This is a genomic window from Devosia alba (assembly GCF_039938915.1).
Taxonomy (GTDB): Bacteria; Pseudomonadota; Alphaproteobacteria; order Rhizobiales; family Devosiaceae; genus Devosia; species Devosia alba.
Genome location: NZ_JBDUUI010000005.1, coordinates 117,833 through 136,404, shown reverse-complemented (window position 1 = coordinate 136,404; position 18,572 = coordinate 117,833). Strand labels below are relative to the sequence as shown.

Sequence of the window (18,572 nt, the reverse complement as noted above, 5' to 3'; positions counted from 1 at the left end):
TGACCCGACGCCGTTCGTGAAAAGAGGCGGGCCAAGGCCCGCCTCCCTGGATTATGAATATCGGCGCTTAGGCATTGACGCCTTCGACATACCAGTCCATCGCCCACAGACCGGCATCGTCAACCACCGCTCCGGCCGCGACACGCTCGGTGCCGGCATTGTCGACAATCGGACCGGTGAACGGGTTGAGCGTACCATCGACAATGCCGTTCTTGACCGCTTCGGCGGCTGCGACAACATCGGCGGGGATCTTCTCGTTATAGGGCCCGATCACCACTTCGCCGGCGGCAATGCCAGGCCAGCTGTCATCGGATACCCAGGTCCCAGCCATCACGTCATTGACGACCTGAATGTAATGGGGTGCCCAGACGTCGATGATGGCGCTCAGATGCGACTTGGGCGCAAATGCGCTCATATCGGCGCCCTGGCCGAAGCCACCGACAATACCACGCTCTTCAGCAACCTGCAGGGCCGCCGGACCATCGGTGTGCTGCACCAGGATGTCGGCACCCTGATCAATCAGCGCGCGGGCGGCGTCGGCTTCCTTGGCCGGATCGTGCCAGCTCGACAGCATGACCACGTTGACCTTGATGTCGGGGTTGATCTTGCGGGCCGCCAACGTGAACGCGTTGATGCCCATCACCACTTCGGGGATCGGGAATGAGCCGATATAGCCGATGGTGTTGGTCTTGCTCAGATGGCCAGCCAGCGTACCCATGACGGCACGGCCTTCATGGAAGCGGGCGTTATAGGTGCCCACATTGTCCGAACGCTGATAGCCCGTGGCGTGCTCGAAGATCACGTCGGGGAACTCGCGGGCCACCTTGATCACATAGTCGCCAAAGCCGAAGCTGGTGGCAAAGATGATCTTGTTGCCCTGCTGGGCCAGTTCGCGCAGCACGCGTTCGCAGTCCGGGCCCTCGGGCACGGTTTCCACGAAAGTGATTTCGATCTTGTCGCCAAATTCGGCTTCCAGCGCCTTGGCACCGGTCCAGTGGCCGAAGGTCCAGCCATTGTCGTCCTTGGGGCCAACATTGACAAAACCGATCTTGAGCGGCCCGTCCTGCGCCAGAACGGCCTGGCCGAGCAGCGGCAACGCCAGGCTGGCGCCACCGATCTTGAGTACGGAACGGCGAGTGAAGATAGCCATGCGTAAATTCTCCTTCTGACGTCTTCTAGTTGGTTGGTAGAAATGGTTTGCCCAGGCATGCCGGGGCCGCCGAATGGCCCGAACGCCGCAGCGAAATTAGCACCAGGACGGCAATGGTCGCCAGATAGGGCAGCGCCGCCCAGAATTCGGAGGGAACGCCCCCCGTACCGCCCGAGGCCTTGGTGTAGAGCTCGATCGTCATCACCAGCCCGAACAGATAGGCCCCGCCAAACAGGCGGAAGGGCCGCCAGGCGGCGAACACCACCAGCGCCAGCGCAATCCAGCCGCGCCCGGCGGTCAGTCGCTCGGCCCATTGCGGGGTGAGCAACAGCGGAAAGCAGCTGCCGCCAATACCGGCCATCGCGCCGCCAAAAGCCACTGCCGCATAGCGCACCCCGATCACCGAATAGCCGATCGAGTGGGCCGAAAGATCATTCTCGCCGACTGCGCGCAGGATGAGTCCAGCCCGGGTCTTTTTGAGGAACCACCACACCGCCACCACCAGCAGCAGCGAGAAATACACCAGTGGGCTGTGCCCGAACACCAGGCGCCACAGCGGATGGGTGGCCAGCGCCTCGGGAAATATCGAGCGGAAAATGCTGATGGGCTTACCGGTATAGGCCTGGCCGAACAGCGCCGAGAAGCCGGTGCCGAAGATGGTCAAAGCCAGCCCGGTCGCCACCTGATTGGCCGACAGCGACAGGGTAAGGAAGGCAAAGATCATCGACGCGGCGGCGCTGGCGGCGGCGGCCAGCAGGATTCCCAGCCAGGGATTGCCGGTGGTGTAGGTCACCGCAAAGGCTACCACTGCACCGATCAGCATCATGCCCTCAACACCCAGATTGAGCACGCCGCTCTTTTCCACCACCAGTTCGCCCAGCGCGGCAATCAGGATCGGGGTCGAGGCGCCGATCAGCGTGATGATGATGGGGACGACCAGATCCATGTTCATGGTGTGACCTCCACCCGGTTACTACCCACCATGCGCACCCGGTAGCGCACCAGAAGGTCGCTCGCCAACAAGAAGAACAGCATCATCGACTGGAAAATACCCACGGCTGCAGCCGGCAACTGGATTGTCGTCTGCGCCACCTCACCCCCCACCACGGCAACCGCCATGGCCAGCCCGGCAAAGATAATGCCGATCGGATGCAAACGCCCCAGAAAGGCGACGATGATGGCGGTAAAGCCGTAATTGGTCGGAAAGGACGGCACCATGCGCCCGAAGGGGCCGGCCACTTCCAGTACACCCGCGAGTCCGGCCAGGGCGCCGCTGGTCAACAGCGCCATCCAGATGGTGCGATTGACCGAAAAGCCGCCATAGCGCGCCGCATTAGGTGCCGACCCGACCACCTTGATCTGATAGCCGAACACCAGCCGGCTCATCACGAACCAGGCCGCGAGGGCCACCACCACCGCAATGGGCACGCCCATATGCACAATAGTGCTCGGAATGATGTGTGGCAGCAATTGGTCTGCGGTGAACATGCGGGTCTGCGGAAAGCCAAAGCCCATCGGATCCTTCCACGGCCCGATCACCAGATAGTTGAGCAACTGGATGGCCACATAGGTGAGCATCAGGCTGGTGAGGATTTCATTGACCTGCAGTCGCGTGCGCAGCAAGGCCGGCAGGAATGCCCAGGACATCCCCCCCACCATGCCGGCGACGATCATCAGCGGCAATATCCATGGCCCGGAAAAGTCCCGCGTCAGCAAGGCCACGCCGGTCCCCGCCAGCCCTCCGAGAATATACTGCCCCTCGGCGCCGATATTCCACACATTGGCGCGGTAGCCGATGGCCAGACCCACCGCAATGATGATGAGCGGCGCGGACTTGACCGCCAGATCCTGCCATTTCAGCGGATTGAGAATGGGGGTGACGAAAATCTCGCGCACCGCGCGGACCCCGTCATAGCCGATCAGCGAGAAGATGATGGCGCCCACCAACGCGGTCAGCAGCACAGCCCCGATCGGCGTCAGATACAGCATCGCCTTGCTGGGTTCGGCGCGTTTTTCAAGCCGGAATTGCATCGATCACCTCATCAACCCCGTGCACGCCACCCATGAGCAGTCCGATTTCTTCGACACTGAAGTCAGCCGTGGGCCGCGCCGGGCTGAGCCGCCCCATATTGATCACCGCCAGCGTATCGCTCAGCGCCCGCAACTCATCGAGGTCCTGGCTGATCACCACGATGGCCGAACCGGTCGCGGCCAGATCGACCAGCGCCTGATGGATCGCCGCCGCCGCCCCGGCATCGACGCCCCAGGTCGGCTGGCTCACCACCAGCACGGTGGGCTTCTGCATGATTTCGCGACCCATAATGTATTTCTGCAAATTGCCGCCCGACAGCGATCCGGCCATCGCGCCGGGCCCCAGCGCCTTGACGGCAAATTCGGCAATGACCTGGCCGGTATAGGTTTTGGCCGCGCCCGAATTGATCAATCCCAGCACCACCATGCCCAGTCGGTCGCGGGCCGTCAGCACGGTATTGTCCGACAGCGAGAAATCGCCCACCGCCGCATGGCCATTGCGTTCTTCGGGGACCGCGCACAGCCCGTGTTTGCGCCGGCCAGTGGTATCGAGCAGCCCGAGAGGATGGCCATCCAGTGTCACGCTGTGGCTGTCGCCCCCGTGTACTTCCCCCGAAAGCGCGTCGAGCAAGGCGTTCTGCCCATTGCCCGCCACCCCGGCAATGCCGAAGATTTCTCCGGCCCGCACGGTAAAACTCACATCGTCGACCGGCACATCGAAATGCCCGAGCTTGAGCGTCGACAGCTTTGTCACCACCAGCTTGGGCGGCCCCATGATGCGGTCGGCACCACGCACGATATCCTTGAGCCCGGCGCCGATCATCTTCTCGGCCATCGAGCGCGAGGTTTCCACCTTGGGGTCGCAGGTATCAACCAGCTTGCCGCCGCGCAGGATCGTTGCCGTATCGCACAGCGCTTTGATTTCATGCAGCTTGTGCGAAATGTAGAGAATGGAACATCCTTGCCCGGCCAGCGTGCGCAACACGCCGAACAATTGCTCGACCTCCTGCGGCGTCAGTACTGAAGTGGGCTCGTCCATGATCAGCAGTTTGGGATCGAGCAGCAGGGCGCGGACAATTTCAATGCGCTGCCGTTCACCCACTGACAGCGTCGCCACCGTGCGATGTGGATCAAGCAGCAGGCCATATTTGGCCATCACCGCGCGGATCCGTGCTTCCAGCTCCCGGCCCGGAATCTTGGCATCCATGCCGAGCGCGATGTTTTCCAGCACCGTCAGTGCTTCAAACAGCGAAAAATGCTGGAAGACCATGCCGATGCCCAGCCGGCGCGCCGCCTTGGGATTGGCCACTGTGACGCGCACACCATCCCAGTAAATTTCACCGGAATCAGGTTGCATGATCCCGTAGATCATTTTGACGAGCGTGGATTTTCCGGCGCCGTTTTCGCCCAACAGGGCGTGGATTTCGCCTGGTTTGACGGCAAAGCTGACGTGATCATTGGCCAGAACGCCGGGAAAGCTCTTGGTAATTCCCCTCAATTCCAGCCGCGGCAGCATACTAGCGTCCATTCACCACCCCCAATGGTTCAGGGATGTTTGCGCCCATAATTTCAGCTTCCCGTCGTCCAATGTGAACCATAATTTCAGCTGCCGCCAGCGCCGCAATAACTTCGGGGCGCTTATCCCCAAGGCCCTGCTGGCCAATGGGCAGCACCAGCCGCCCCAGCGCTGCGGCATCCCCGCGTTCGCCCAGAAACCAGTTATTGAACCGCGCGCGTTTGGTGCGTGAACCCACCATGCCGACATAGGGGCTGTCGCGGCGCCCCAGCGCTTCCTGCGCGATCAGAAAATCGAGCGCATGGTCGTGGGTGACAATGACAAAACTGCTCCCGCTCGGTGCGCTGCGCACCACCGCTTCGGGCATCGCCACTGCCCTGGCATCAATATGGCCGGGCAGTAGGGCCAGCTCCTCCTGCCGCGTATCGATCACGGTCAACCGCACGGGCAACATCGCCAGTATCTGTGCCAGTGCCCGCCCGACATGGCCGGCGCCGAATACATAAACCGGTGGCAAGGCGGCATCTTCAGCGCTCACCTGCGCCACCAGCCGGGCGCGCGCCGCCGCATCGGCATAACCCAGGCTGACGCCGACCCGGCCACCGCAGCACTGGCCAATTTCAGGGCCCAAAGGCACGTCCATGGCATCCTCGGCGCGTCCCGAAACGATAAGCCGCCGCGCATGCTCGATCACCATATACTCCAGCGCCCCGCCACCAATGGTCCCGAACAGTGCGGTCTTGCTCACCAACATGAATGTGCCCTGCGACCGTGGACTGGACCCGCGCACTGAGGTCAGTTCGCAAAGAATGGCGTCAGTGTTGGCGGCGAAGAAAGCGGCGAGTTCGGTGGTGCGGGCGGTCATGGCGCGGACCCCGTAACCACGGGGCCAGTCGCCCCCCACCCCAGCCCTCCCAGCAGGGGGGAGGGCTGGGGTGGGGGGCGGTGGCATTGACGCGACCGAGCAACAGACCGGATGCGGTACCTCATTCCCTGCGGGGGAGGTTGTGAGGGGGAATATGCCGGCGCGAACCAAGCCCTCACTGCCGCCCCCCCTTCAGCCGTTCGCAAGCCATCAGCACCCGCTCGGGCGTTGCCGGGGTGTCGAGCCGCGGCGCGATGGTGTAATCGACCACACTGGCCACCGCCATCGACAGTGCTTCCACCACGCTCATCGCCAGCATCAGTGGCGGCTCACCCACCGCCTTCGAGCGCCCGATGGTCGGCTCCTTGTTGACCGACCATTCGGCCAGCTTGACGTTGAACACTGGCGGCACATCGCTCGCCAGCGGGATCTTGTAGGTGGACGGTGCCTTGGTGCGCAACTGGCCCTTGTCGTCCCACACCAGTTCTTCAGTGGTCAGCCAGCCCATGCCCTGAATGAAGCCACCCTCGATCTGGCCGATATCAATAGCGGGGTTAAGCGAACGCCCCACATCATGCAGGATATCGACCCGATCCACGGTATATTCGCCGCTCAGCGTGTCGATGGTCACTTCGCTGACCGCGGCACCATAGGCGAAATAATAGAACGGATGGCCACGTCCGGTGGCCCGATCCCAGTGGATCTTGGGCACCTGGTAAAAGCCTGCCGCCGATAGCTGCACCCGGTTCAGATAGGCCGAAGCCGCCAGCTCGGCGAAGGGTACGAATTTGTCGCCCGCCTGAATGCCGCCGGCCACCCACTGCACCGAGGCTTCGCTGCACTGGTAAAGCCGGGCGGCATGTACCACCAGCCGTTCCTTGATCTGCCGCGCCGCATCCCAGGCCGCCATGCCATTTAGGTCCGACCCTGATGAGGCGGCTGTGGCCGAAGTATTGGGCACCTTGCCGGTGCTGGTGCCCATGATCTTGATCACGTCCAGCCCGACGCCGAAGGCATCGGCCAGCACCTGTGCCACCTTGACGTACAGCCCCTGCCCCATCTCGGTGCCGCCATGGCTGAGATGGATCGAGCCATCCTTGTAGACATGAACCAAAGCGCCGGCCTGATTGTACCAGGTGGCGGTGAACGAAATGCCGAATTTGACCGGCGTCAGCGCAATGCCTTTTTTGAGGATCGGGCTGCCCGCATTGTATTTCACGATCGCCGCGCGCCGTGCCTGATAGTCCGACGACGTCTCGAGCTCATCAACCACCCGATGGACGATATTGTCCGCCACTGTCTGGTGATAGGGCGTCACATTGTTGGTATCGGTGCCGTAGAAATTGGCCTTGCGGATTTCCAGCGGATCCTTGCCAAGATCATAGGCAATATCCTCGATCCAGCGTTCCGCCGCCAACATGCCCTGCGGCCCACCAAACCCCCGAAACGCGGTGTTGGAAACCGTATTGGTGTAGAGCGGCTCACTGCGCACCCGCACCGCCGGATACCAATAGGCATTGTCGGCATGAAACAGCGCCCGGTCGGTGACTGGCCCGCTGAGGTCCGAGGAAAACCCGGCCCGTGCGCCATACACCGCGTCAACCGCCACGATCTTGCCGGTGTCGTCATAGCCGACATCATAGTCGACCACGAAGTCATGGCGCTTGCCGGTGGCCGTCATGTCGTCATCGCGGTCGGGGCGCAGCTTGCAGGCGCGGTTCCATTTCTTTGCCGCCAGCGCTGCTACCGCAGCAAACAGATTGCTCTGGGTTTCCTTGCCGCCAAAGCCGCCGCCCATGCGTCGCACATTGACCGTCACCGCGTGATGGCGAATGCCCAGCACCTGCGCCACCATCAACTGCACCTCGCTGGGGTGCTGGGTCGAGGCAAACACGGTCACGTCCTCGTCTTCGCCCGGCACGGCCATCGAAATCTGGCCCTCGAGGTAGAAGTGGTCCTGCCCCCCGATCGCCATGCTGCCCTTGACCCGACGCGGCGCTGCCGCCATGCCGGCCGCCACATCACCGCGCTCCAGCTTCAGGGGTTCGGTGACCAAGGCGCCACCCGCTGCCTGCGCTGCCCGCACATCAAGGGAAACCGGCAGATCCTTGTAGGTCACCTTGACCAGATGGGCCGCCCGCCGCGCCTGATCGCGCGTCTCGGCGATCACCGCAAATAGCGGCTGCCCCCAGAACTGAACCTTGCCGGAAGCAAAGATCGGCTCGTCATGCTTGTGGCTGGGGCTGACATCATTCTCGCCCGGAATGTCGTCCCCGGTCAGCACGCCGATTACCCCAGGCGCCGCTTTGGTTGCGGAGAAATCAATGTTGATGATCTCGGCATGCGCGTTGGTGGAGAGCCCGAGATAGGCATGCATCGTGCCCGCTGGCTCAATCATGTCGTCGATATATTCGGCCGTGCCAGTGACGTGCTTGGGCCCGCTATCGTGACGGACATCCTTGTGCAGCGAGGCCAGAGTGATGGCGGGTTCCAGCTTGTTCATGCCACCTCCCGCCGCAGCCGCTGGCCGTGTCCGGTTGTTTCCAGAAAGAACCGCTTCAGCAGGTTCTGTGCGCTCAGCAACCGATAGTCGGCGCTCGCCCGCATATCGGAGATCGGCTGATAATCCTCGGCAAATGCCGCCACAGCGGCATCAATCGTCTCCTGCGTCCACGGCCGACCCACCAGCGCCGCCTCGACTGCTTTGGCCCGCTTGGGCGTTGCCGCCATGCCGCCAAAGGCAATCCGGGCCATGCCCACCGTGCCACCATCATTGACGAACACCCGGAACGCCCCACACAGCGCCGAAATATCTTCCTCGCGCCGCTTGGAAATCTTGTAGACGGCAAATTTCTCGCCGGTCGGCAGCAGTGGCAGCGTCACGCTCTCGACGAACTCACCAGGCTGCCGGTCCTGCTTGCCATAGGCGATAAAATAGTCTTCCAGCTTGATCTCGCGGCGATGCGATCCGCGCCGCAAGGTCAGCCTGGCGCCCAATACGATAAATGGCGGCGGCGTATCGCCAATCGGCGAGCCATTAGCGATATTGCCGCCAAGGGTGCCCATATTGCGGATCTGCTCGCCGGCGATCCGGTTCCAGAGCTCCGCCATATCCGGGAAATTCTCGGCCAGTACCGGCAGCGCTTCCGAATAGCTCACCCCGGCATAGAACCGCACTTCACTCGCATTGTCGGCGATAGCCTTGAGCTCTTGCAGGTGATTGATGAAAATCACCGGCCCGATCGGGCGCATGAACTTGGTGACCCATAGCCCTACGTCGGTCGACCCATTGACGATAGTGGCTTCGGGATTGGCTTCATATACAGCTGCAAAATCGTCCAGGCTGGCTGGCACAATGATGCGCTCGGCGTCCTCGCCCAGCTCAACCCGCCTGCCGTCATGAATCGCCTTGATCTTGTCCTTGAGCGCAATGCGCTCGGCCAGCAGCGGATCACCCTGCGGCAGGCCATAGCTCGACATCGCCTTGCCTGCCCGGATGATCGGCGCATAGCCGGTGCAGCGACACAGATTGCCCTGCAGCGCCTTTTCGATGGCGCCCTGGCTTGGGTCAGGATTGCGCATCCACAACCCATAAAGGCTCATCACAAAGCCCGGCGTACAGAAGCCGCACTGGCTGCCATGGTGATCCACCATCGCCTGCTGCACCGGGTGCAGATTGCCTTTTTCGCCGCGCAAATGCTCAATCGTCACCACATGAGTGCCGTGCAGGCTGCCCATAAAGCGGATGCAGGCGGTCACCGAGTCATAGATGATCTCGTCATCCATCAAGCGCCCGACCAGCACCGTGCAGGCGCCACAATCGCCCTCGGCGCAACCTTCCTTCGAGCCGCGCAGCCGCTGCTCCAGCCGCAACCAATCCAACAGCGTTGTTTCGGGCCTGATATCTGTGAGGCTGATTTCCTCGCCATTGAGAATAAAGCGGATGGCGCCCGAAACAGCAGTCATGCCCTAGCTCCCCCGATAGGTTGAATAGGCAAACGGGCTGACCAGCAGCGGCACATGGTAGTGCTTGTCTTCGCCGATAGTGAAGCGGACCGGCACTACGTTCAAAAACGGGTTGTCGACCCCAACATCGAGCCGCTCGAAATACTGCCCGACATGAAATCGGATTTCAAATTCACCCAGTTGGAACTGCTCACCCTCGAGCAGCGGCTGGTCGACCCGGCCATCGGCATTGGTATAGCTGTCAGCAATATGGTGGGTATGATCGCCGTGCACATAGTGCAATTCAATGCGCATGCCGCGGGCCGGCGTGCCGTGCATCGTATCCAGTACGTGCGTGGTAAGGCGACCACTTCCCGCCATTATGCTGCTCCCGTTTGTCGTCCCCACCAGCAAGACTAGCGCATCGTCACCGATGCGCAATGCCCATTTTTTACCAATTGGTCCATTTTTGAGCATCTTGATTGCTGGCGGCAGGCCCATACTATCGCCAGACCACTCCGTCGAAAGCACTTCACCCATGCGCTACCCTCGCGATATGCACGGCCACGGCCCCACCCCGCCTCATGCCAACTGGCCCGGGGGGGCGCACATCGCGGTGCAATTCGTGCTCAATTATGAAGAGGGCGGCGAAAACTGCATTCTGCACGGCGATGCCGCTTCGGAAGCATTCCTTGCCGACGTTATCGGCGCCGCGCCCTGGCCCGACCAGCGCCACGCCAATATCGAATCCATGTATGAATATGGCGCGCGCGCCGGGTTCTGGCGCCTGCATCGCCTGTTTACCGAGGCCCAGCTGCCCCTCACCATCTATGGCGTCGCCACCGCCCTGATGCGCGCGCCCGCCCAATTGGCCGCCATGCAGGAGGCCGGCTGGGAAATTGCAAGCCACGGACTGAAATGGGTGCAGCACAAGGACATGCCGCCCGACGAGGAGCGGGCCCAGATTGCCGAGGCCATCCGGCTGCACACCGTTGCCACTGGCACCCCGCCGCGCGGCTGGTACACCGGGCGCTCCAGCCTCAACACCATTGATCTGGTCTCAGAGACTGGCGCCTTCGCCTATATCTCGGACACTTATGATGATGACCTGCCCTATTGGCGCGTTCACCAGGGCAAGCCGCAACTGATCATTCCCTATACGCTGAGCGCCAACGACATGCGCTTTGTCACCGCGCCCGGCTTTGACAATGGCCAGGAGTATTTCCAGTTTCTCAAGGACAGCTTTGATTGCCTCTATGCCGAAGGCCTGGCCGGCAGTCCCAAGATGATGTCGCTGGGTCTGCACTGCCGCCTGGTCGGCCAGCCCGGCCGTTTCCAGGGCCTCAAGCAATTCGTCGACTACATCAGATCCTTCGACAAGGTCTGGATCCCGACCCGTCTGGCCATCGCCCAGCATTGGGCCGCCACCCATCCCTATGTGGCGCCCGAAGTCATCCCCTCCCAGCTCGCCAAGGCCGATTTCGTCGCCCGCTACGGTTCGATTTTCGAGCATTCCGCCTGGATCGCCGAGCGCGCCTGGGCGGGCGAACTCGGCCCGGCCAATGACACTGCCATCGGCCTGCACTTCGCCCTGCGCAGCCAGTTCCGCATGGCCAGTGCCGAAGAACGGCTGAAAGTGCTCAACGCCCATCCCGATCTGGCCGGCAAGCTCGCCGCCGCCCAGCGCCTGACCGCCGAATCCACCGCCGAACAGGCTTCGGTTGGCCTCGACGCGCTGACCGATGGCGAGCGGCAGCGCTTCACAATGCTCAATACCGCCTATGTCGACAAGTTCGGTTTCCCCTTCATCATCGCCGTGCGCGACAACACCAAGGCCTCCATTCTGGCCTCCTTTGAAGCGCGCCTGAAGCATACGCCTGAGGCTGAGTTTGCCGCCGCCTGCGCCCAGGTCGAGCGCATCGCACTGTTGCGCCTCAAGGCAATCCTGCCCTAGTCATTGCAATCAAGCAATCGAGGCCCCGTCCATTCGCGCTCCCGGAACCCCGTCCATGTACACACTCATTATCGGCAACAAGAACTACTCGTCCTGGTCTCTGCGCCCCTGGCTGGCGCTGCGCGCGCTCGACATCCCTTTCACCGAAGAGCTCCATGCCTTCGTCGCGCATGGCAGCCACGATACCTTCCGCGCCTTTTCACCAACCGGCCGTGTGCCCTTGCTGGTTGATGGCGAAATCCGCGTCTGGGACTCGCTGGCCATTGTCGAATATGTCGCTGAAGACCATCCCCAGCTCTGGCCTGCCGACAGGGCTGCCCGGGCCTTTGCCCGCGCGATCAGCGCCGAAATGCACTCAGGCTTTTCCACCCTGCGCGACATTTGCACCATGAATTGCGGCCTGCGCGTCAAGCTCAACACCATAGGCCCAGCCCTGCAGGTCGATCTTGACCGTGTCGACGAAATCTGGACCGACGGTCTCACCCGATTTGGCGGCCCTTTCCTGGCGGGCGCCAGCTTCACCGCCGCCGACGCTTTCTTCGCACCGGTCGCCCTGCGCCTGCAGACCTACGGGCTGGTGCTGAGCCAACCTGCCAATGACTATGCCGCCCGGCTGCTGGCCCTGCCAGCGCTACAGGAGTGGTATCAGGCAGGCTTGGCCGAGACCTGGCGCGAGCCCGATCATGAGCGCGGTTTCGAGGCCGTCGGCACCATCACCCAGGATCTGCGGCGCGCACCCTAGCCGCAGCGCCCCTGACCTGCCAGTTTCGCGGCAGAGCAGCTGCACCGTCCATCGAACCATTCAGCTCAGGCGACACCAACCATGAACGAGCCAGTTTACGCCTCCCCCAGCGCAGGCCTGCCACCGCAAACCGCGCTGCATACCGGCCGGGCAGTGTTCACCGAGGCCTATGCCGTCATCCCCCACGGGGTAATGCGCGACATCGTCACCAGCTTTCTGCCGCATTGGAACGATACCCGCGCATGGGTCATCGCCCGCCCGCTCTCGGGCTTTGCCGAGACCTTCTCGCAATACATCGTCGAGGTGCTGCCCGGAGGCGGCAGCGACCGGCCCGAACCCAACCCCGAAGCCGAAGGCGTGCTGTTCGTCGTCGCCGGCCAGGCCAGCCTAACCATTGACGGCCAGGACCATATGCTCACGCCCGGCGGCTATGCCTTCTTGCCCCCGACCTGCGATTGGAGCCTGCGCAACAAGAGCAGCGAGCCGGCCCGTTTCCACTGGATACGCAAGCGCTACGAATCCGTGGACGGCATCGCCATGCCCACCGCCTTTGTCAGCAATGAGAATGATGAACCGATCCGCTGGATGGCAGGCACCAATGATCGCTGGGGCACCACCCGCTTTGTCGATCCCACCGATCTGCGCCACGACATGCACGTCAATATCGTGACGCTCGAGCCCGGCGCGGTCATCCCCTTCGAGGAAACCCATGTCATGGAGCACGGTCTCTATGTGCTGGAGGGTAAAGCGGTGTATCGCCTCAACCGCGATTGGGTCGAAGTGGAAGCGGGGGATTTCATGTGGCTGCGCGCCTTCTGCCCCCAGGCCTGCTATGCCGGTCCCGGCCGCTTCCGCTATTTGCTGTACAAGGACGTCAACCGCCACATGAAGTTGGGGCTTTGAGCCAGTGAGCACCATTCTCATCGAACCCCTGACCGCCGACAGCTTTGCACCCTTCGGTCAGGTCATCGACCTCGATGGCGCCGAGCATTTCCCCATCAACAATGGCATGACTGAGCGCTACCACGATCTGGCGCGGGTCGAACTGGGCGGCGAAGGCTCCCGGCCCCTGATTTCTGTGTTTCGCGGCCAGCCCTATGATCTGCCACTGAGCCTGCGCCTGATGGAGCGCCATCCGCTGGGCAGTCAGGCCTTTTATCCGCTGGGTGACCGACCGTTTCTGGTCATCGTCGCAGGCGATCTGTCGGGCATTCCCGACCTGCCCCGCGCCTTCATCACCCGGCCCGGCCAAGGCGTCAACATCGCCATGAACACCTGGCACGGTGTGCTCACGCCGCTCGAAGTAGCCAGCGACTTTCTGGTGGTCGATCGCGGCGGCGACGGCAACAATCTTGAAGAATACCATTTCGATGTACCGCACCTTGTGCGCCATCCCCAAGCTGGCGAACGAACATGACCATGAATACCGCCGATCTCGTCTCCCGCATGCTAGACGTCATTGAACACGACATCGCGCCAATCACCCGCGCCGGCGTTGCCCATGGCAACAAGCTGTTTGGCGCCGCCATCCTGCGCAAATCGGATCTGTCGGTCGTGGTTGCCGAGACCAACAACGAGACCGAAAATCCGCTCTGGCATGGCGAAATGCACGCCATCAAGCGCTTCTTCGAACTACCCGCCGACCAGCGCCCCGACGTCAAGGATTGCCTGTTCCTGGCTACCCATGAGCCCTGTTCGCTCTGCCTGTCCGGCATCACCTGGTCGGGCTTCGACAACTTCTATTACCTGTTCAGCTATCAGGACACCCGCGACAGCTTCGCCATCCCCTATGACATCGCCATCCTCAAGGCAGTTTACGCCGTGCCCGAGCCCGAGACCGGCATCGTCTCGCCCGATCGCCCGCTCTACAATCGCACCAATCAGTATTGGACCAGCCACAACATCGCCCAGATGATTGCCGGCCTCGACCGCGATCATCGCGAAGCGCTGGTGGCCCGCCTTGACGACATCAGCGCACTCTATGGCGAACTCTCGGCAGTCTATCAGAAAGACAAGGGCACCAGGGGCATCCCCTTGGCATGAAGCCTAGCCCGTCGTCGATACGCTGGGCAGGAACTCACTACGGGGCACCTCGGCGAACGAGGCAGCAAAGGTCAGCAGGCTCAACACCAGCGCAAACATCACTGTCAAAAGGATTTGGGTCATGGGGCGCGATCCGGTTGCGGTGGCGGTAGGCATTGCAGTCGGACCTCGGTCTAGCGGCTCGGTTGTGAACGCCCGATCAATGCGTCAGTCAGCCCGCATTCAGAATAGCCGATGCCGCATGCCAGCCATGTCAACGTTCGCGGTTCCCGTCATCGAACCAATTGCCGCCTCATACGTTACCTTAGTGAATAAGTCCCAGTGAGGCCGCACAATGCCACAATCAGCTCCCGTCGCCACGCCGCCGGCGCAACTCGCCATTTTTACCGATTTTGACGGCACCCTGGTCGAACTGGCCGAGACCCCCAATAGCATAGATGTACCCGATACACTGGCCGAGCAGCTCGGCCAGACCGCCCGAGAGTTGAACCTGGCGTTCGCCGTGCTGACGGGTCGCGAGATCGCCGACATTGACAGGTTTCTGGCCCCTCTGGTGCTGCCCGTTGCTGGTGCCCATGGCACCCAGCGGCGGCGCGCCGATGGCGTCCTGGAAGCCATAGACCCCGATTCACTGGAGGGCGCGGAACGTGTCGCCGAAGCCCTTGGACCCCTGATCGCCGCTTATCCCGAACTCATCCTTGAGACCAAGCGAGGTGCAGTCGCCGTGCACTTCCGCCAGGCGCCCGAGCTGGAAGCAACTGTGCATGAGGCCATGCAGGGCGCCATCGAGATCAACAACCATTTCGTATTAGTGCCCGGAAAAATGGTCTACGAGGCCCGCCCACGCGGCGTCAGCAAGGGTGAGGCCCTGCGGGCCTTCATGCTGGAGGAACCCTTTGTCGGTCGCACGCCGGTGTTCATCGGCGATGATGTGACCGATGAGGACGCTTTCATTGCCGCTCAGGATTTGGGCGGCGTCGGCATCAAACTGGGCGATGGCGACACCGCTGCGCGCATGCGTATCGCCGATGTTGGCTCGGTTCGTGCCCTGTTGCAGGGGCTGGGCGATATTGCCGCGCGGGAACAGGAATTGGTCGTGCCCGAACGGGAAACAATTGAGCCCGAACAGGAATTGGCACATTGATGCATATGCATGAGGCCGGGGCGCACACTGATGGGTAGATTGATCATTGTTTCCAACCGCACGCCGGGCAAGGGTCCTGCAGCAGGCGGCTTGGCCGTTGCCCTGCGCAAAACCCTGGCCGAGCGCGAAGGCTTCTGGTTTGGCTGGTCCGGCAAGCTGGTCGATGCGCCCTCATCCGAGGCCCGGTTTGAGAGTATCGATGGTCTCACCGTCGCCCAGATCGACCTCACGCGCCCCGATCACCACGCCTATTATGCCGGCTTTTCCAATTCGATCCTGTGGCCCAGCTTTCACTTGCGGCTCGATCTGGCCACCATTGAGGGCCATTGGTACGAGGGTTATCGCGCCGTCAATCAGCAGTTTGCCAGGGCCCTGCTGCCCCATCTCCGGCCCGACGACATCATCTGGGTGCACGATTATCATCTGATCCCACTGGCCAGCGAGTTGCGCAATCTGGGCGCCCGCAACCGCATCGGGTTTTATCTGCACATCCCCTTCCCCACCGCTGATGCGCTCTACGCCATTCCGCACCACAACGAGTTGATGCGCGACCTCTCGCGCTACGATCTGGTGGGGATGCAGGCCAAGCGCGACGTTGCCGCCTTCACCGAATTTGCCGATCACCAATCGCCGTCTTCCATCTCGGGCAATCCGCTCAAATCGGTGGATTTCAGCCGCAGCGAAACCGCAGCATTCCCCATTGGCTCTGACCCGGATGCCTTCGCCAGTCTGGCGGTCAGCCCGGCCGCTACCAAGATGGTCAAGCGGGTGGAACGGACATTGCGCGAGCAGCGGCTGATCCTGGGGGTTGATCGTCTCGACTATTCCAAGGGCCTGCCGCAGCGCGTCGAAGCCTATGAAAAACTGCTGGCCAATGACGCTCGCTTCCGCCGTGTCACCCATTTGATGCAGATTGCGCCGCCCTCGCGCGACAGCATCAAGGAGTATCAGGAAACCAGCGACGCACTCGACGCCATTTGCGGCCGCGTCATGGGCCGCTTTGCCGAGCCCGATTGGTCACCCCTTACCTATGTCAAACGCGCCTATGGCCAGCCCAGCCTCGCCGGCCTCTATCGCCTTGCTCGCGTCGGCCTGGTCACCCCCTTGCGCGACGGCATGAATTTGGTCGCTCACGAATTCGTCGGCTCGCAGGACCCCGCCAATCCGGGCGTTCTGGTATTGTCGCGCTTTGCCGGCGCCGCCGAGATCTTTCCCGACGCCATCATGGTCAATCCCTTCGATACCGATGAAACTGCCGAAGCCCTACGCATGGCGCTCGACATGCCGCTGCAAGAGCGCATCGATCGCTGGACCACGCTGATGGCGGCGGCGCGCAAATACAGTGTCGACAACTGGTCGCGCAATTTCCTCGAACGCCTGGCCCCGGCGACGACCAGCGATAGTGCGACGGCGCGCAGAACCGCCTGAGCCGAATTTCCCGCCGGCGCCGTTCCCAAATGGCCGTTTACCTGACGGCGTGACGGACTGCGCAATGCTCTGCCGAGCCCTCCCACAGGTCACCTGTTGCAGGCATCCAGTTACCCCAACAACAAAAAAGGGCGGCCAGAGGCCGCCCTTCGTCAAATCCCGTATCGCTTATCAGCCGTTGCTGCGGGCAACCCGGCCAGCATCTTTCTGGGTCTTGCCCCAGCGCTGCTTGCCGGCCGGCTTGGCCGCCATTGGCTTGCCGGTTTCCATGTCGCGGCGCACGCCACGCACTGGCTGGGCACTGTCAGGACGGGTGCGTGGCGCATCGACCGGACGGGTCCGTGGTGCATCGGCAGCGCGGCTGCGCTGACCATCGGCGGCCGGGCGCGTGCGCTGGCCTTCAGCTGGCCGGCTACGCGGCGCGCTCTTGGGCGCACCTTCCTTGCCGAATTCGGCAAATGGCCGGCGCTCGGCTGGTGAACGGCGATCACCCTGAGCTGGACGGGCACTCTTGCCACGACCCGCACCGGGACGACCGCCCGATGGCTTCTTGTAGGCCGACCGTGGCGCTTCAATAACGCCGGTATCATTGGCCAGATGCAGATCACCCGTGTAGGGCAGGGTCCGGCGGATCAGCCGCTCGACATCGCGCAGCTTGCCACGCTCGGTACCGTCACACAGGGTGATGGCAAAGCCCGACGCGCCATTGCGGGCGGTGCGGCCGATGCGGTGCACATAGTTTTCAGGATCGTCTGGCAATTCATAGTTCACCACATGGGTGATGCCGGGCACGTCGATACCGCGTGCGGCGATATCAGTCGCCACCAGGATGCGGACATCGCCATTGGTAAAGCCCTTCAGGGCCGCCTGACGAGCGTTCTGGCTCTTATTGCCGTGGATCGCAGCCGCCTTGTGGCCGTCGATTTCCAGATTCTTGGCCACCCGGTCGGCGCCATGCTTGGTGCGCGAGAAAATGATCACGCGTTCCATATTTTCGTCGTCGCTGCCCAACAGCTCATTGAGCACGCCACGCTTGGCCTTGGCGCCGGACAGGATCACGCGCTGGTCGATCTTGACCACGGTGGACCCGGCAACAGAAGCATCGACACGCACGGGTTCCTGTAACAGGCTCTTGGCCAGATTGGCTACTTCAGGGGCCATGGTGGCCGAAAACATCATGGTTTGGCGCTTGATGCCGATGGCCTTGACCACGGCACGAACCGGGGCAATGAAGCCCATGTCGAGCATACGGTCGGCTTCGTCCAGCACCAGCCAGCGGGTTTCCGCCAGCTTGATCTTGCCGTCATCCATCAGGTCCTTGAGGCGCCCGGGTGTCGCCACCACGATATCAACGCCGCGCTCGAGGCGCTTGACCTGATGGTAGCGCGACACGCCGCCCAGCAGCAGCACGGTGTCGAGCTTCATCTTGGTGCCGGCATATTTACGGATGGCTTCGTCGATCTGCACGGCAAGTTCACGCGTCGGCGCCAGGATCAGCGCGCGGGTCGTCAGCGGCCGGGGGCGACCGGTCAGGGTCAGCAAACCAGCCAGAATAGGCAGGCCGAAAGCGGCAGTCTTGCCCGAGCCGGTCTGGGCAATGCCCATCATGTCGCGGCCTTCGAGCAGCTTGGGAATGGCTTCGTTCTGGATTTTGGTGGGCGTGGTGAATCCGGCCGCAGTCAGGCTGTCGGTCAGGATTTCGGGCAGGCCCAGGGAAATAAAGTCGTTCAAAGAACAGGTCTTTCTGCGCCAGA

General features: G+C 62.3%; 16 protein-coding genes. 7 read left to right on the top strand and 9 right to left on the bottom strand.

The genetic code is table 11. From position 1 onward, the window contains the following. Positions 1-67 precede the first annotated feature (67 nt). The 8 genes from ABFY71_RS09415 to uraH all read right to left on the bottom strand — a co-directional run bounded on the left by ABFY71_RS09415 (position 68) and on the right by uraH (position 9,888). A complete protein-coding gene (locus ABFY71_RS09415) occupies positions 68-1,150 on the bottom strand; it encodes a BMP family ABC transporter substrate-binding protein (RefSeq protein WP_305579273.1) in 1,083 nt (360 codons plus the stop codon). A gap of 25 nt (positions 1,151-1,175) precedes the next feature. Further along, positions 1,176-2,096 (bottom strand): ABC transporter permease, encoded by a 921-nt coding sequence (locus tag ABFY71_RS09410; protein ID WP_305579281.1) that lies wholly within the window; start codon positions 2,094-2,096, stop codon positions 1,176-1,178. Between the two features lie 2 nt (positions 2,097-2,098). After that, positions 2,099-3,181, bottom strand: a complete 1,083-nt coding sequence (locus ABFY71_RS09405; RefSeq protein ID WP_347945746.1) for an ABC transporter permease — start codon at positions 3,179-3,181, stop codon at positions 2,099-2,101. Continuing rightward, complete coding sequence (locus ABFY71_RS09400) at positions 3,165-4,709, bottom strand: ABC transporter ATP-binding protein (protein WP_347945745.1); 1,545 nt, start codon at positions 4,707-4,709, stop codon at positions 3,165-3,167. The genes ABFY71_RS09405 and ABFY71_RS09400 overlap by 17 nt, the downstream gene beginning before the upstream one ends. Beyond that, complete coding sequence (xdhC, locus tag ABFY71_RS09395) at positions 4,699-5,562, bottom strand: xanthine dehydrogenase accessory protein XdhC (RefSeq protein WP_347945744.1); 864 nt, start codon at positions 5,560-5,562, stop codon at positions 4,699-4,701. The genes ABFY71_RS09400 and xdhC overlap by 11 nt, the downstream gene beginning before the upstream one ends. 175 nt (positions 5,563-5,737) lie before the next feature. Continuing rightward, positions 5,738-8,065, bottom strand: a complete 2,328-nt coding sequence (gene xdhB, locus ABFY71_RS09390) for a xanthine dehydrogenase molybdopterin binding subunit (protein WP_347945743.1) — start codon at positions 8,063-8,065, stop codon at positions 5,738-5,740. Beyond that, positions 8,062-9,528, bottom strand: coding sequence for a xanthine dehydrogenase small subunit (gene xdhA, locus ABFY71_RS09385; protein ID WP_347945742.1), 1,467 nt, complete (start codon positions 9,526-9,528; stop codon positions 8,062-8,064). Before xdhA ends, xdhB begins: the two co-directional genes overlap by 4 nt. A gap of 3 nt (positions 9,529-9,531) precedes the next feature. Then, entirely contained in the window at positions 9,532-9,888 is a 357-nt protein-coding gene (gene uraH, locus ABFY71_RS09380) for a hydroxyisourate hydrolase (protein ID WP_305579282.1), read from the bottom strand. Between the two features lie 157 nt (positions 9,889-10,045). Between uraH and puuE the strand changes: the two genes are divergently transcribed. The 7 genes from puuE to ABFY71_RS09345 all read left to right on the top strand — a co-directional run bounded on the left by puuE (position 10,046) and on the right by ABFY71_RS09345 (position 16,818). Further along, complete coding sequence (gene puuE / locus ABFY71_RS09375) at positions 10,046-11,461, top strand: allantoinase PuuE (RefSeq protein WP_347945741.1); 1,416 nt, start codon at positions 10,046-10,048, stop codon at positions 11,459-11,461. 55 nt (positions 11,462-11,516) lie between these two features. Next, positions 11,517-12,203 carry a glutathione S-transferase family protein gene (locus tag ABFY71_RS09370; RefSeq protein WP_347945740.1) on the top strand — a complete coding sequence of 229 codons (687 nt, stop codon included), beginning with the start codon at positions 11,517-11,519 and terminating at the stop codon, positions 12,201-12,203. Between the two features lie 81 nt (positions 12,204-12,284). Then, positions 12,285-13,106: a bifunctional allantoicase/(S)-ureidoglycine aminohydrolase gene (locus ABFY71_RS09365; RefSeq protein ID WP_347945739.1), complete on the top strand. Its 822-nt coding sequence runs from the start codon at positions 12,285-12,287 to the stop codon at positions 13,104-13,106. 4 nt (positions 13,107-13,110) lie between these two features. Then, positions 13,111-13,620: an ureidoglycolate lyase gene (locus tag ABFY71_RS09360; protein ID WP_347945738.1), complete on the top strand. Its 510-nt coding sequence runs from the start codon at positions 13,111-13,113 to the stop codon at positions 13,618-13,620. Continuing rightward, positions 13,617-14,246 carry a nucleoside deaminase gene (locus ABFY71_RS09355; RefSeq protein ID WP_347945737.1) on the top strand — a complete coding sequence of 210 codons (630 nt, stop codon included), beginning with the start codon at positions 13,617-13,619 and terminating at the stop codon, positions 14,244-14,246. The genes ABFY71_RS09360 and ABFY71_RS09355 overlap by 4 nt, the downstream gene beginning before the upstream one ends. Before the next feature lie 334 nt (positions 14,247-14,580). Further along, complete coding sequence (otsB, locus tag ABFY71_RS09350) at positions 14,581-15,390, top strand: trehalose-phosphatase (RefSeq protein WP_347945735.1); 810 nt, start codon at positions 14,581-14,583, stop codon at positions 15,388-15,390. A gap of 30 nt (positions 15,391-15,420) precedes the next feature. Then, on the top strand, positions 15,421-16,818 hold the full coding sequence (locus ABFY71_RS09345) for an alpha,alpha-trehalose-phosphate synthase (UDP-forming) (RefSeq protein ID WP_347945734.1): 1,398 nt from the start codon (positions 15,421-15,423) through the stop codon (positions 16,816-16,818). A gap of 171 nt (positions 16,819-16,989) precedes the next feature. On the opposite strand, the gene ABFY71_RS09340 is transcribed toward ABFY71_RS09345, so the two are convergent. Further along, positions 16,990-18,549: a DEAD/DEAH box helicase gene (locus ABFY71_RS09340; protein WP_347945733.1), complete on the bottom strand. Its 1,560-nt coding sequence runs from the start codon at positions 18,547-18,549 to the stop codon at positions 16,990-16,992. Positions 18,550-18,572 lie beyond the last annotated feature (23 nt).

Coding starts and splice junctions, on each gene's coding strand:
- xdhA (WP_347945742.1), bottom strand. CDS start 9,528: ATGACTGCTGTTTCGGGCGCCATCCGCTTTATTCTCAATGGCGAGGAA.
- ABFY71_RS09370 (WP_347945740.1), top strand. CDS start 11,517: ATGTACACACTCATTATCGGCAACAAGAACTACTCGTCCTGGTCTCTG.
- ABFY71_RS09410 (WP_305579281.1), bottom strand. CDS start 2,096: ATGGATCTGGTCGTCCCCATCATCATCACGCTGATCGGCGCCTCGACC.
- ABFY71_RS09365 (WP_347945739.1), top strand. CDS start 12,285: ATGAACGAGCCAGTTTACGCCTCCCCCAGCGCAGGCCTGCCACCGCAA.
- ABFY71_RS09355 (WP_347945737.1), top strand. CDS start 13,617: ATGACCATGAATACCGCCGATCTCGTCTCCCGCATGCTAGACGTCATT.
- xdhC (WP_347945744.1), bottom strand. CDS start 5,562: ATGACCGCCCGCACCACCGAACTCGCCGCTTTCTTCGCCGCCAACACT.
- ABFY71_RS09345 (WP_347945734.1), top strand. CDS start 15,421: ATGGGTAGATTGATCATTGTTTCCAACCGCACGCCGGGCAAGGGTCCT.
- xdhB (WP_347945743.1), bottom strand. CDS start 8,065: ATGAACAAGCTGGAACCCGCCATCACTCTGGCCTCGCTGCACAAGGAT.
- otsB (WP_347945735.1), top strand. CDS start 14,581: ATGCCACAATCAGCTCCCGTCGCCACGCCGCCGGCGCAACTCGCCATT.
- uraH (WP_305579282.1), bottom strand. CDS start 9,888: ATGGCGGGAAGTGGTCGCCTTACCACGCACGTACTGGATACGATGCAC.
- puuE (WP_347945741.1), top strand. CDS start 10,046: ATGCGCTACCCTCGCGATATGCACGGCCACGGCCCCACCCCGCCTCAT.
- ABFY71_RS09405 (WP_347945746.1), bottom strand. CDS start 3,181: ATGCAATTCCGGCTTGAAAAACGCGCCGAACCCAGCAAGGCGATGCTG.
- ABFY71_RS09415 (WP_305579273.1), bottom strand. CDS start 1,150: ATGGCTATCTTCACTCGCCGTTCCGTACTCAAGATCGGTGGCGCCAGC.
- ABFY71_RS09400 (WP_347945745.1), bottom strand. CDS start 4,709: ATGGACGCTAGTATGCTGCCGCGGCTGGAATTGAGGGGAATTACCAAG.